Below are 13,380 nucleotides of genomic sequence, written 5' to 3' on the forward strand. Positions count from 1 at the left end.
ACATCTGCAGGATGACTTCGGCGTCAGTCTCCAGTGAGTCCGTGCTCGAAGGCGTAGACCACCAATTGCACTCGGTCACGCAATCGAAGCTTGGCGAAGATGCGACTGATGTGTGTTTTCACCGTCGCCTCGCTCAAGAACTCCATCGCGGCGATCTCGGAGTTGCTCAGCCCGCGCGCGGTGAGTCGGAAGAGCTCTTTCTCCCGTGCGGTGAGGGTGGCGAACTCGGCAGGGACCTTCGGCACCACCGGTGTGGGGGTGAAGTGCGCCAGCAGCCCCGTCGTCGCCGACGCGGCGATCACCGAGTTTCCCGCATGCACCGTGCGTATCGCCGCGAGCAGAAATTCCGGGTCCGCGTCCTTGAGCACGAATCCACTTGCCCCCGACCGAATCGCTCGCGCCGCACTCTCGTCGAGATCGAAGGTCGTGAGCACCAGAATGCGCGGTGGAGTATCGGACGCGGCCACGATCTGCTCGGTGGCGGCGATACCGTCGAGCACCGGCATCCGGACGTCCATGAGCATCACGTCCGGCCGCGCCGACGCGGCGAGCTGGACGGCTTCTTTCCCATTGCCCGCCTCACCGACGAACTCCAGATCTGGCTGCGAGGAGATGAGCATGCGAATGCCGGCCCTGAACAGCTGCTGATCGTCGACCAGAGCCACCTTGATTCGATCGGACATCAGTTGATTCCCTTCGTCGACGAGCCGGCCGCGGGAAGCCAGGCAGTCACGGTCCACGACGAGCCGTCACCGGACGCGGTGCACATGCCACCGGCGAGGCTGGCGCGTTCCTTCATGCCGGCGATTCCGTGGCCGCCCGATTCCGACGCCGACCGCACCGAGGACACACTGTTGCGCACCGCCAGTTCTGTGCCGGCGGAGTCGGATTCGATGGTGACCGTCACCGGCTTGTCGGGGTCGCCGTGACGTAGGGCATTGGTCAGCGATTCCTGCGCGATCCGGTAGAGCGCCAGGTGCGCACCGGCTCCCAACGACACCGACGTGGTGTCGATCGAGGAGTCGATGGTCAGTCCGGTCGCACGCACTTGGTCGAACAGGCGCTCGAGATCGTCGGGTGTCGGGTTCGGTAGATCGCCCTGACTGTGCCGAAGCTGTCCGAGCAACACTCGAACGTCGGACAGTGCCTCGCGCGCGGTGTCGGAGATGGTCGTCAGTGCAGTGTCGACGGCAGCGGGATCGACGGCGCGCACATACCGCGCACCGTCGGCCTGCGCGATCACGACGGCGAGCGAATGCGCCACGATGTCGTGCATGTCGCGGGCAATTCTGTTGCGCTCCTGCTCGATTGCCACTTCGTGTTCGGCGCGGGCCTGATGCACCTCGGCAAGCTCGCGCGCGTGTGCGGATTCGATGGCGGTACGCCTGGCGTAGGCGAGCCGGCCCAGAGCCCAGGACAACCCGAGCATGGCCCACAGGCCGGCGAGGAGGAGCGCGAACTGCGCGATTCGAGGTTCCTGGTAGCCCTCTTCCGTCGCCGGGCCGAACGGATTGCCGTCCACGTACGCCAGATACAGCGCCGCGATCACTCCGCCGCCGACGGCCGACGCGAGCCCGACGCGTCGAACGACGCTGTCGCCGTACGCGGCAGAGCAGTACAGAATCGCGAAGATCGCGGTGTCTGCCGCGAGGGGGAGTACCCCGCCGACCATCTGTACGACGGCCACTACCCAGGCGAGAGCCAACGACAGCCGTGGTGACCGGCGACGAACTGCCAGTGCGACGCCGAATCCGGCCAGGACGCCCACACCGGGAGAACCGTAGGAACCGCTCAGAGTGGACGGCAGCAGGAGCAGAACGAAGACGACGGCGTAGGTGACATCGAGCACCTGCCGTGAGATCGAACGCTTGCGTAGCACTCGATCAGACTACGTGGATCAGTTGGTGCGGCGACGAGCCTTCTCGAGCGCGGCCAGAGTGGACAGCACGGTTGTCCGCTGCCGTTCGAGATCCTTCATGCGCGCACGGGCAGGGAGGCCTTGCACGCCGTCGAGAGCGCTGATCTGCTCATCGACGGAGGTGAGCTGACCGAGCAGCTTCTGCACACGGGACTGCAGTTCGATCGCATCGATCCCGGTGACACCGGCCTGCGACTTCTTCGTCGGTGCCTTCGCCGGTGCTCCGGATGTCGGCGAGGCCGGTGCGTTGCCCGCAGCAGCGGCCCTGGGACGCAACGCTTTGCGGACGGCGGCCGGATCGGGCAGCTTCTCGAGCCGAATACGGTTGAGCACCTCACGCGCATCCCGAGCGGTGACGCGGTACTCGCGCTCCTCCTCGTCCTCGGACGCCAGCGTGCCGCCCAGGGGCCGCAGGCCGTACATCCCGATGAAGTGCTTGGCCTCGTCGATGACGGCTTCCTTCTCGCGGCACAGGCCGCAGCGCGGCTCGTTTCGGAATTCCTCGACGCTGTCGGTACTGCCGCACCAGACGCACCCGCCCGGCGTCCATCGGGCAATTCTGACCGTAGTAGTTCCAGCCGGGCCGTGGGGAGAGTCTGCGTCGATCACGACGAGTCATCTTAGGTGACAACAAAACCCGCCCCGCACACCCCCGTCTCGCGAGCTGCATGTTCCGGTCACGGACGTGACGTAGTTCATGCGGCGCGGACGGAAGGTGGGCGGGGCGGGTTCCGGTCGAGCGAAACAGACCTATTGTTATGCGCTGCCGTTGAAAAGGCTGGTGACGGAACCGTTTTCGAAGACCTCGCGGATGGTGCGGGCCAGCAGCGGTGCGATCGAGAGCTCGGTCAGCGTTGCGAAGCGCTTCTCGTCGCTGATCGGCAGGGTGTTGGTGACGACGACTTCCTTGGCGCCGCAGTTCGCGAGACGCTCGGCGGCCGGGTTGGACAGAACGCCGTGGGTGGCGGCGATGACGACGTCACCGGCTCCGGCCTCCTTGAGCACCTTCACAGCTCCGGCGATGGTGCCGCCGGTGTCGATCATGTCGTCGATGAGAATGCAGGTGCGGCCTTCGACGTCACCGACGACGCGATTGGACTTGACCTGGTTGGGCACCAACGGGTCACGCGTCTTGTGGATGAACGCCAGCGGTGCGCCGTCGAACGAGTCGGCCCACTTCTCGGCGACGCGCACGCGGCCGGAGTCGGGGGAGACCACGGTGATGTGCTCGAGGCTGTAGGTCGCCCGGATGTGATCGGCGAGCTGGCTGTGTGCGTGCATGTGATCGACGGGGCCGTCGAAGAAGCCCTGGATCTGATCGGTGTGCAGGTCGACGGTGATGATGCGGTCGGCACCGGCGGTCTTGAGCAGATCCGCGACCAGGCGAGCGGAGATGGGCTCGCGTCCCCGGTGCTTCTTGTCCTGACGGGCGTAGGGGTAGAACGGCAGGATCGCGGTGATGCGCTTGGCCGATCCGCGCTTGAGCGCGTCGATCATGATGAGCTGTTCCATCAGCCACGTGTTGAGCGGGAACGGATGCGACTGAAGCACGAAGGCGTCCGATCCGCGGACCGACTCCTCGAAGCGAACGAAGATCTCGCCGTTGGCGAAGTCACGCGCGGTCTGCGGGGTGACGTCGATCCCGAGTTCCTTGGCGACCTGCTCGGCCAACTCCGGATGTGCTCGACCAGAAAACAACATCAGGTTCTTCTGGTTGTCGATCCAATTAGGGGTGGTCACTGCTGTTCGCCGTCCTTTTGTTCTTGCCGATCACGATCTGCGAGCGCCGCTGCTTTCGCAGCTTCGGTTCCGGGCCTGTTGTCCATGACCCAGCCTTCGATATTGCGTTGCTTGCCACCGGAGACGGCCAGTGCGCCGGGAGGAACATCGTCCCGAACCACTGTTCCTGCACCGGTGTAAGCGCCGTCGCCCACATGTACGGGAGCGACGAACGTCGAGTCGGAACCGGTCCGTACGTGGGATCCGATTTCCGTGCGGCTCTTGTTGACGCCGTCGTAGTTGGCGAAGACGTTGGAGCAACCGATGTTGCTGTGGTCGCCGATCGTGGCATCGCCGACATAGGTGAGGTGCGGGACCTTGGTGTGGCGCCCGATCGTCGCGTTCTTGGTCTCGACGTAGGCACCGAGTTTGCCGCCTTCGCCCAGCACCGTGCCTGGACGCAGGTAGGTGAACGGTCCGACGGTGGCGTCCGGTCCGATCACGGCCTGCTCGGCGTGGGTCCGTACGACCGACGCGCGCTCGCCGATCTCGACGTCACGCAGCGTCGAGTCCGGTCCGACGATCGCATCGTCGGCGATGTGGGTCTTGCCGTGGAGTTGGACGCCGGGTTCGAGGCGGACGTCCGCGCCGAGGGTGACGTCGATGTCGATCCAGGTGGTCGACGGATCCACGACGGTGACTCCGGCGCGCATGTGTCGTTCGACGATGTGACGGTTCAACACGGAGGTGACGTGCGCCAGCTGGACGCGGTCGTTGACGCCCACCACCAGATCGGGATCGGCGAGCTGGGTGCCGTAGACGGCTTTGCCGTCGGCTTTGCTGATCTTGACGACATCGGTCAGATACAGCTCGTGCTGAGCGTTGGCGGTGCTGAGCTTGCCGAGGGCGGTGCGCAACGCCACGGCATCGAACGCGTACACGCCGGAGTTGACCTCACCGATCAGCACCTGAGCGGGGGTGGCGTCGGCGTGCTCGACGATCTCGGCCACCTCGCCGTCGTCGGTGCGGACGATACGGCCGTAGCCGTTGGCATCGTCGGGAAGAAAGGTCAGAACCGTGGCCGCCGCGGGCCGGGGGGCGCTCAGATGCTCGTCGAGCAGAGCCTTGAGCGTGTGGCCGTCGAGCAGGGGAACGTCGGCTGCGGTGACGAGGATCGTGCCCTCGAAATCGTCGGGCAGGGCAGCAAGACCGCACTGGACTGCGTGTCCGGTGCCGAGCTGGCGATCCTGGACGGCGGTGTGAATCGTGCGACCGAACGTGGCTGCGAGGTCCTGGACGGCCTCGGTCACTCGTTCGCGATCGTGTCCGACGACGGTCACGAGATGGTCGGGACCCAGGTCGGCGGCCGCGTGGAGGGCGTGCGCGAGCATGGTGCGTCCGGCGAGGGGATGCAGAACTTTCGGAGTCTTCGACCGCATTCGGGTACCTGCACCCGCAGCGAGAACGACCACGGCGGTCTGCACAGGCATTGAGCTCCTCAGGCGGTGACGCGAAGACGGTATGCACGAATGATGTTGCTCGCTCCGCCGCCAGGACTCGAACCTGAACTATCTGAACCAAAATCAGAGGTGCTGCCATTACACCACGGCGGATAGACGGCCAGCGGTTTCACCAGTGGCCGACGAATCGAACGACTCATTCGTTTGCCGCTGCGCTCCCACTGAGCGCAACGATCCTCGCACGCGAGGTGGTGGTGAGTCGAACCGCGATGCAGATACCGCCCTCCGGGTCGTTCCTGCAGGCTCCACTCCCGCAGGGACAAACGGATGGATCGGACATCGCTAGTGTGGGGGAGGCGTCGATTCCGGCGTCGGGAAATGCAGGGTAGGTAACGGGAGCGGTTTTCCATGACAGGCGCAGCCTCCGAGCAGGAACGCGCACCTCGGGTCCGAATGACCGGGACGCAACGGCGTGAGCAGTTGATCGAGGTGGGCCGCACTCTGTTCGCCGAACGCGGATACGAGGCCTCGTCGGTCGAGGAGATCGCCGGCCGCGCGAATGTGTCCAAGCCGGTCGTCTACGAGCACTTCGGCGGTAAGGAAGGTCTCTACGCCGTCATCGTCGACCGTGAGATGTCGACTCTGCTCGGCATGATCACCAAATCACTCGACCTCAACCGCTCACGGATTCGCGTCGAACGCGTCGCACTTGCACTGCTGACCTACATCGAGGACCGAACCGACGGATTCCGCATTCTCGTGCGCGATTCCCCTGCGGCTGCCGAGGACGGCAAGTACTCGTCGTTGCTCAACGAGGCCATCGGTCGCGTCGGGCACATGCTGGCCGGAGACTTCTCGCGCCGGGGACTCGATCCCGAGTTCGCCCCGATGTACGCCCAGGCGCTGGTCGGAATGGTGTCGATGACGGCGCAATGGTGGCTCGACGTGCGAACACCGTCGAAAGAAGTGGTTGCCGCGCACGTCGTCAACCTGTGCTGGAACGGACTGACGAATCTGGAGGCCGACCCTCGATTGACCGAGGAATGAGACTCGGTTTCGACTCTCGCCTGGGAAAGGAGGGGTATCGTCCCCTTTGTCGGCCATGAGAGCTACGTCACCCACGGTGGGGTTATCAATCGGACCGATGCATGTTGGCACCAGACGTAAAGCCACTCAGTGGTACCGTTCGGGCGTAATTTGCGCAGTGGCAGTTCTTATTGCGAAGGCGGATCCCATGGTCAGGCAGGCCCGCGCCGAGATCACTCGCGACACCGTGCTTGCTGGCGCAGCGAATGTGTTTCTGCGCCTCGGGTACGCGAACGCGAGCCTCAGCGAAATCATTTCCCAGTCCCAGGTCACCAAGGGCGCTCTGTACTTCCATTTCGGTTCCAAGGAAGAACTCGCACGTGCGGTCATCGACGAGGGCAACACTCGGCTGACCACTGCATGCCAGCAGTTCAACGACGGACGCATCCCCGCACTCGAAGCGGCGATCGGCATCTCCTACATCGTCGTCGACCTCTCGGTCAGCGACCCCATGGTCTCGGCCATGCTCCGGCTGAGCCATCAGATCGGTGACTACCGCGGCACCGAGGGCAATGTCATGGCCGGGTGGAGCGAGTCGTTCGACAGGCTCGCCGCCAAGGCCATCGCGCAGGGCGACATCGATCCCAACTCGGATTCGCGCACCATCGGATCGCTCGTGCTCGAGATCCTCACCGGCGTGCACATGGTCGCTGTTGCCACCTCCACCACCGAGGAACTGCCCTCGCGCATGGAGCGCCTCTGGTACTACCTGCTGCCGGCGTTGGTTCCCGCCAACAAGCTCGACTACTTCCGCGAGTTCGCGGCGCGTCGAGTCATCCGCTTCGGACCGTAACTACCGGTACCGCATCACGAAGTCTGCAATGTCGTCGCGCAATCGGTCCGGATACTCGCCGTTGACGGCATGTGAGGCGTCGGGATAGAGCCGGACGGTTCCGTCGGACAGTGTTCTCTCGGCCGTGTCGGTGGCTTGCTGAGCGTCGTGCATCACCGACCTGCCCGCGATGATTGCCAGCACGGGCACGTCGAGCATCGCCAGTCGCTCATCGGTGATGCGCGTGGGCTGCGGCAGCTTCAGTGAGTAGCCCTGCATCCCGGCTTCGATCATGTCCGCGATGGGAACGTCCTCGACTTCCGCGCCGCCTGCTGTGTAGGAGTTGAAGCCGTCCCGCCAGGATTTCGGGAGCCAGGGCACGGCGGCAGGGAGGGCACGAATCGCGGTGCCCCACGGAATGTCGGCGAAGGTCTGAGCGGGGTCGATCAGCGTGAGCGTGGCGAGGTGCGTGCTGTCGTGCAGCGCCAGGTTCGCTGCGGTCCACCCGCCGATCGAGAGTCCGACGAGATGCACCTGGTCGGTGGGTAGAGCATCGAGCGTCTGATCTAGCCACGCAGCCTGGTCCTCGTCGCTGGTGATCGGCCGTTCCTGGATGCTGCGTCCCGGCTCGCCGAGCAGGTCGACGGTATAAACGTCGCCGATCGTCAGCAAGCCGGGCAGGTTTGCCGCCCACACCGGCGTGGCAGAGGAACGTCCGGGAAGCAGGAGCAGAGGGTGCGTGGAGGTCCCGGCGCCCTCGAACCGATACACGCGGACGACGCCGTAGTCGGTTCTGATGTCGAGTGTCTCCGCAGGATCGGGCAGATCCTCGAACGCGCGGTCGTAGGTGGCGAGAAATCGGTCCTCGCTCGCTGCACTGTTCCAGTGCCCGACCGGTGAGGGAGACCGGAGCGCGAACGCGAGGGCGAGCGCGCCCACGGTCAACGCCCCAGCGGCGATCTTCAGGTATCGACGCCGCGTGTTCGGTGCTCGGACGTTCATGTCGAATCCCCTAACCGATCGGTAAGTAATTCAACCGTACGGTAAGCTGGCGATCGTGGCAACGAGAGAACCGAGCTTCGTCGAGCGCGCTCGGCGCGCGCAGCTGATCGACGTCACGATCGACTCGGTTGCCCAGCACGGGTACGCGAAGGTCTCGCTTGCGCGCATTGCTGACAGTGCCGGGATCACCAAAGCGGCTGTGCTGTACCACTTCCGAACCAAGGACGCGGTGATCGACGCCGCGTATCGGTTCGTTCTCGCAGCGCTCGTGGAGGACGTGGCAGCCGCAGTCGAGGCCGTCGACGCCCGGGAGGGTCCCCAGGCGTACGTGCGTGCGATGGTCGGCCACCTACGCGATCACCCGACACACACCCGGATGTTGGTCGAGGCGCTCGGCAACTCGGCTCTGGGGCACACCCCGGAGGACCGATGGCGACCGCTGGCCGACATCATCGACGCATCCGTCGAGGCTCGCGGGACCGCCGGTGTCGATTCACGCACCCTGGCGATCATCGTCGGTGGTGGGATCGACGCGATCGTCACCGAGCGCCTGCACGACCCGGAGTACGACTCGGCCGCTGCTGCCGAGGCTCTCGCAGCGATGCTGGATGCAGCTCTGATGTAGCCCGTCGGCGTCTCCCGCCTTCCGGGCTGTCGGTGTGCTCCCATAGACTCGCCGAGGACTGTGCGTAAGCAGCCGTCGTCTCGACACGCTTGTAGGAGCATTGCTGTTGTCTTCCGATTCCCTGCCCGCCGTTTCTCCATCCGGGCCGGCCCCGATCGTTCCCGACGCGGCGCTGCAACTCTCGGGTCTGGCCAGCGTCGCGCTGACGGATTCGTCCATGGTGGCCGTCGCCGATGCGATCGGAACCGCCGAGCACACGCTCATCGGGCCGCACTCGGTTCGCCCGTTCGTCGCCGCCGCGATCGCCCAGCACACTCAGCTGTTGATCGTCACCGCCACCGGGCGTGAAGCGGACGATCTCACCGACGAACTCCGCCAGATCCTCGGCGGCGGAGTGGTGATGTTCCCGTCGTGGGAGACGCTTCCGCACGAGCGACTCTCACCGAGCGCAGACACCGTCGGCAAGCGACTGGACGTACTCCGCCGGCTGGCTCGTCCCGGCGACAGGGATTACGGCGATCCTCTGCGCGTCATCGTCACCACCGTCCGCTCGCTGGTGCAGCCGATGGCACCCGGTCTCGGCGAGATCGAACCCGTGACCCTCAAGGTCGGTCTGGACATCGACTTCGACGGCCTGATCCACCGACTCGTCGAGTTCGGCTACCTGCGCGTGGACATGGTCGGCAAGCGCGGTGAGTTCGCCGTCCGCGGCGGCATCCTCGACCTCTTCTCGCCGACGGCGGATCACCCGGTGCGTGTGGAATTCTGGGGCGACGAGATCACCGAGCTCCGCGCGTTCGCGGTCTCCGATCAGCGTTCGCTGCCCGATCACGAGGTCGATCTCGTCATCGCGCCGCCGTGCCGCGAACTGCTTCTCACGCAGGAAGTTCGCGACCGCGCCGCTGTTCTCGCAGCCGACAACGCCGGCGACACCGCGTTGGTCGAGATGCTCGACAAGCTGTCCGCCGGTGTCCCGGTGGAGGGCATGGAGGCGTTGCTGCCGCTGCTGCAGCCCGGCGAATTGCAGTTGCTCGCCGATACTCTCCCCGCGGGAACGCACGTATTGCTCTGCGACCCCGAGCGGATCCGCACGCGCGCAACAGATCTGGTGCGCACGGGCCAGGAGTTCCTCGAAGCATCCTGGACGGCAGCATCGATCGGCGGAGCTGCGCCCCTCGATACCTCCACCCTCGACACCTCCAGTCTCGAAGGTGCGTCACTGGATCTCGGTGCCTCGGCCTACCGTTCGCTTCGACAGGTTCGCGAGTCCGCGCAGGTTCACGGCCGTCCGTGGTGGACCATCAGCCCGCTCGCCTCCGGCAACGGCGAAGAGGTCGAACTCGCTGTCGATTCGGTCCCTGAGGTCCGTGGGTCCGAGGAAGCACTGACGGCGCTGTTCGCCACCCTGCGAGCCCATATCGCCACCGGTGGTCGTGCGGTCATCTCCGTCGCGGGCGCAGGTACCGCCACCCGTATCATCGAACGCCTCGCCGAGGCCGAAGTGCCTGCGGCACATCTCGACTCCGGTGCGGTCCCGGTCGCCGACGTCGTGAACGTCCTGTGCGGATCGTTGCACGACGGTCTGGTGTTTCCCGACGCGAAACTTGTGGTCGTCACCGAGAGCGATCTGACCGGCAACCGCGTGGCCGCAGCGGGCGAGGGGCGCAAGCTCCCGGCGAAGCGTCGTAACCAGGTCGATCCGCTCGCCCTCGTCGCCGGCGACAGCGTCGTCCACGATCAGCACGGCATCGGTCGATTCGTCGAGATGGTCGAGCGCACCATCGGCGGCGCCCGACGCGAATATCTCGTCGTCGAGTACGCACCCAGCAAGCGGGGCCATCCCGGAGACCGACTCTTCGTCCCGATGGACTCGCTCGATCAGCTCTCGCGTTACGTCGGTGGTGAGCTGCCGTCTCTGAGCAAGCTCGGCGGATCCGACTGGGCCAACACCAAACGCAAGGCGCGCAAGGCAGTTCGCGAGATCGCCGGCGAGCTGGTGCAGCTGTACGCCGCTCGCCAGGCCGCTCCCGGGCACGCCTTCGGGCCCGACACCCCGTGGCAGCTCGAGATGGAGGATGCGTTCGGCTTCACCGAGACGGTCGACCAGATGACGGCCATCACCGACGTCAAGGCCGATATGGAGAAGGCGGTTCCGATGGACCGCGTCATTCTCGGTGACGTCGGCTACGGCAAGACCGAGATCGCGGTTCGCGCCGCGTTCAAGGCGGTGCAGGACGGCAAGCAGGTCGCCGTGCTGGTGCCGACAACGCTTCTTGCGCAACAGCATCTGCAGACCTTCACCGCGCGGATGGCGTCGTTCCCGGTGACCGTCAAGGGGCTCTCCCGCTTCACCCATGGCTCCGAATCCAAGGAGGTCATGGCCGGGCTGGCCGACGGCACGGTCGACATCGTCGTCGGCACGCACCGGTTGCTGCAGACCGGTGTCGCCTGGAAGGACCTCGGGTTGGTCATCGTCGACGAGGAGCAGCGCTTCGGCGTCGAGCACAAGGAGCACATCAAGTCGCTCCGCACCCACGTCGACGTCCTGACGATGTCGGCGACTCCGATTCCGAGAACGCTCGAGATGAGCCTCGCCGGAATCCGTGAGATGTCGACCATCCTCACCCCGCCCGAGGAGCGGCACCCGGTGCTCACCTACGTGGGTGCGTACAACGACAAGCAGGTCGCCGCGGCCGTCCGGCGTGAGCTACTGCGCGACGGCCAGGTGTTCTTCGTGCACAACCGAGTCAGCTCGATCGACAAGGCTGCCAAGAAGATTCGCGATCTGGTGCCCGAGGCCAGGGTGGCGACGGCGCACGGGCAGATGAACGAGGAGACACTCGAGCGCACCGTGCAGGGATTCTGGCAGCGCGAGACCGACGTGCTGGTGTGCACCACCATCATCGAGACCGGCCTCGACATCTCCAACGCCAACACGCTGATCGTCGAGCGGTCCGATTCGCTCGGCCTGTCGCAGCTACACCAGCTCCGTGGTCGCGTCGGCCGTAGCCGTGAACGTGGCTACGCATACTTCCTGTACCCGCCGGAGAAGCCGCTCACCGAGACCGCCTACGACCGTTTGGCGACCATCTCGCAGAACTCCGACCTCGGTGCCGGTATGGCCGTGGCGATGAAGGACCTCGAAATCCGTGGTGCCGGAAACGTTCTGGGTGCGGAGCAGTCCGGCCACGTCGCAGGCGTCGGATTCGACCTGTACGTGCGGCTCGTCGGTGAAGCGGTCGAGGCGTACCGCGCGGCCGCCGACGGAAAGCCCATCACCACCGACGAGGCTCCCAAGGAAGTGCGCATCGACCTCCCCGTCGACGCCAACATTCCACCCGACTACGTCACCAGCGATCGGTTGCGCCTCGAGGGCTATCGAAAGCTCGCTGCCGCAGCCGATTCCGAGGGCATCGACGCGGTCATCGAAGAACTCGTCGACCGATACGGCCCGCTGCCCGAGGAGGTCGGTCGACTGGTCTCCATCGCCAAGCTGCGTCTGATCGCCAAGGAATACGGCCTGACCGACGTCAATGTTGCCGGAACACAGGTGAAGCTGGCTCCGATGGACCTACCCGATTCCAAGCAGATCCGCCTCAAGCGGCTCTACCCGAGCGCTGCGTACCGGGCCACCACCGGAGTGGTGCAGTTGCCGCTGCCGCGTGTCGAAGGCGGCGGTGTGGGGGCGGCGCGCGTGCGCGACGTCGAATTGGTGCAGTTCATCGCCGATCTCATCCTATCCTTGGACGGGAAGCCATCTCGGTCGGTGTTGTTGGAGCAAACAGTGGGGGTGTAGCGGTGACGGTAGTTCTGCTCGACCCTGTTCGACCCACACAAGTGCCGGTGGATGCTGTCGAATTTCTCGGCGGGGCAGTGCAATTCACCGAAGAAGTGCCGGTGCGAGTGCGATGGCTGTTCTCGGGAACCGCTGCGCCCGACGCCGTCGACGCAGTGCTGGTGAGCACCGATCCCGCCAACCCCGACGTCCAGGAACGGACCGCACGCGGAGAACGGGTCATCGCCGCCGAGAAGCTTCCCGGTGACGACCTCATCGCGGCAGTCCGGCTGATGGATCGGCTGCGCACCCTCGGCGGATGGGAAGCGCAGCAGACCCACGAGTCGTTGCGCGGTTACCTCCTCGAAGAAACGTACGAGCTGCTCGACGCCATCGCCGCGGGCAACCTGGTGGATCTGCGCGAAGAACTCGGAGACCTGTTGCTGCAGGTGCTCTTCCATTCCAGAATCGCTGAGGACGCAGCCGAGAACGCGTTCGATGTCGACGACGTCGCCGCAGGACTCGTCGCCAAGCTCACCCACCGCAGCCCGCACCTCGGTCGAACGGGCAACGGCCCCATCGACATCGCCGAACAAGAGCGAGCCTGGGAAGAGAAGAAGGCAGCGGAGAAGGCACGCGGATCGTGTGTCGACGGAATCGCCCTGTCTCAGCCGTCACTCGCCCTGGCGCAGAAAGTGATCGGACGAGCCACCAAGGCCGGCCTGCCCGACGAGCTGATTCCCGACGGCCTACGCGTCGTACACATCGGGGTCGATCACTCGCACGGTGGAGACAGTGCCGAGGACCTGCTGAGGCGTCGGGTATTGGATTTTTCGTCCCTGATCCGCAACGCCGAGGCGTCGGCACGCAACGCCGGCATCGCGCCGGGGGAGATGTCCGCACTCGACTGGATCGAGCACTGGGGTCTGCGGGGCTGACACTCCGCCCACCCACCCCGCCCCCCGAACGCGTCAATGGACCATTGCACCGCTCAGACGTATGCAGTGCGCCATTCACCGGATC

General features: G+C 65.4%; 11 protein-coding genes and 1 tRNA gene. 5 read left to right on the forward strand and 7 right to left on the reverse strand.

Annotation, left to right across the window (positions count from 1 at the left end):
- Positions 1-23: 23 nt before the first annotated feature.
- The 6 genes from CH271_RS07505 to CH271_RS07530 all read right to left on the reverse strand — a co-directional run bounded on the left by CH271_RS07505 (position 24) and on the right by CH271_RS07530 (position 5,250).
- A complete protein-coding gene (locus CH271_RS07505) occupies positions 24-683 on the reverse strand; it encodes a response regulator (protein WP_094633148.1) in 660 nt (219 codons plus the stop codon).
- Entirely contained in the window at positions 683-1,879 is a 1,197-nt protein-coding gene (locus CH271_RS07510) for a sensor histidine kinase (RefSeq protein ID WP_037192045.1), read from the reverse strand. Before CH271_RS07510 ends, CH271_RS07505 begins: the two co-directional genes overlap by 1 nt.
- Before the next feature lie 18 nt (positions 1,880-1,897).
- Entirely contained in the window at positions 1,898-2,527 is a 630-nt protein-coding gene (locus tag CH271_RS07515) for a hypothetical protein (protein WP_230596310.1), read from the reverse strand.
- Between the two features lie 147 nt (positions 2,528-2,674).
- Entirely contained in the window at positions 2,675-3,658 is a 984-nt protein-coding gene (locus tag CH271_RS07520; protein ID WP_032395699.1) for a ribose-phosphate diphosphokinase, read from the reverse strand.
- The gene (gene glmU / locus CH271_RS07525; protein WP_037192046.1) at positions 3,655-5,127 is read right to left on the reverse strand and encodes a bifunctional UDP-N-acetylglucosamine diphosphorylase/glucosamine-1-phosphate N-acetyltransferase GlmU; all 1,473 of its coding nucleotides are present in this window, start codon (positions 5,125-5,127) and stop codon (positions 3,655-3,657) included. The genes CH271_RS07520 and glmU overlap by 4 nt, the downstream gene beginning before the upstream one ends.
- A 52-nt stretch (positions 5,128-5,179) precedes the next feature.
- Positions 5,180-5,250 (reverse strand) — tRNA-Gln (locus CH271_RS07530).
- A 255-nt stretch (positions 5,251-5,505) separates the two neighbouring features.
- On the opposite strand from CH271_RS07530, the gene CH271_RS07535 reads away from it, so the two are divergent.
- Both CH271_RS07535 and CH271_RS07540 read left to right on the forward strand, forming a co-directional pair.
- On the forward strand, positions 5,506-6,144 hold the full coding sequence (locus tag CH271_RS07535; RefSeq protein ID WP_094633149.1) for a TetR/AcrR family transcriptional regulator: 639 nt from the start codon (positions 5,506-5,508) through the stop codon (positions 6,142-6,144).
- Positions 6,145-6,331: 187 nt separating this feature from the next.
- Positions 6,332-6,976, forward strand: a complete 645-nt coding sequence (locus CH271_RS07540; protein WP_037192051.1) for a ScbR family autoregulator-binding transcription factor — start codon at positions 6,332-6,334, stop codon at positions 6,974-6,976.
- Here CH271_RS07540 and CH271_RS07545 read toward each other — a convergent pair whose 3' ends face one another.
- On the reverse strand, positions 6,977-7,957 hold the full coding sequence (locus CH271_RS07545) for an alpha/beta fold hydrolase (protein WP_094633150.1): 981 nt from the start codon (positions 7,955-7,957) through the stop codon (positions 6,977-6,979).
- A gap of 55 nt (positions 7,958-8,012) precedes the next feature.
- On the opposite strand from CH271_RS07545, the gene CH271_RS07550 reads away from it, so the two are divergent.
- The 3 genes from CH271_RS07550 to CH271_RS07560 all read left to right on the forward strand — a co-directional run bounded on the left by CH271_RS07550 (position 8,013) and on the right by CH271_RS07560 (position 13,295).
- Positions 8,013-8,582 carry a TetR/AcrR family transcriptional regulator gene (locus tag CH271_RS07550; RefSeq protein WP_094633151.1) on the forward strand — a complete coding sequence of 190 codons (570 nt, stop codon included), beginning with the start codon at positions 8,013-8,015 and terminating at the stop codon, positions 8,580-8,582.
- A 217-nt stretch (positions 8,583-8,799) separates the two neighbouring features.
- Positions 8,800-12,378 carry a transcription-repair coupling factor gene (gene mfd, locus CH271_RS07555; RefSeq protein ID WP_252341890.1) on the forward strand — a complete coding sequence of 1,193 codons (3,579 nt, stop codon included), beginning with the start codon at positions 8,800-8,802 and terminating at the stop codon, positions 12,376-12,378.
- A gap of 2 nt (positions 12,379-12,380) precedes the next feature.
- Positions 12,381-13,295 (forward strand): MazG family protein, encoded by a 915-nt coding sequence (locus CH271_RS07560; protein ID WP_094633152.1) that lies wholly within the window; start codon positions 12,381-12,383, stop codon positions 13,293-13,295.
- The last annotated feature ends 85 nt before the right edge of the window (positions 13,296-13,380 follow it).

The organism is Rhodococcus sp. 05-340-2, from assembly GCF_002258915.1.
In the GTDB taxonomy this organism is placed as follows: domain Bacteria; phylum Actinomycetota; class Actinomycetes; order Mycobacteriales; family Mycobacteriaceae; genus Rhodococcoides.

What these genes read in the sequence shown, in the direction of transcription:
- CH271_RS07505 (WP_094633148.1), bottom strand. Translation starts at nt 683, where the DNA reads ATGTCCGATCGAATCAAGGTGGCTCTGGTCGACGATCAGCAGCTGTTC.
- glmU (WP_037192046.1), bottom strand. Translation starts at nt 5,127, where the DNA reads ATGCCTGTGCAGACCGCCGTGGTCGTTCTCGCTGCGGGTGCAGGTACC.
- CH271_RS07535 (WP_094633149.1), top strand. Translation starts at nt 5,506, where the DNA reads ATGACAGGCGCAGCCTCCGAGCAGGAACGCGCACCTCGGGTCCGAATG.
- CH271_RS07540 (WP_037192051.1), top strand. Translation starts at nt 6,332, where the DNA reads ATGGTCAGGCAGGCCCGCGCCGAGATCACTCGCGACACCGTGCTTGCT.
- CH271_RS07545 (WP_094633150.1), bottom strand. Translation starts at nt 7,957, where the DNA reads ATGAACGTCCGAGCACCGAACACGCGGCGTCGATACCTGAAGATCGCC.
- mfd (WP_252341890.1), top strand. Translation starts at nt 8,800, where the DNA reads ATGGTGGCCGTCGCCGATGCGATCGGAACCGCCGAGCACACGCTCATC.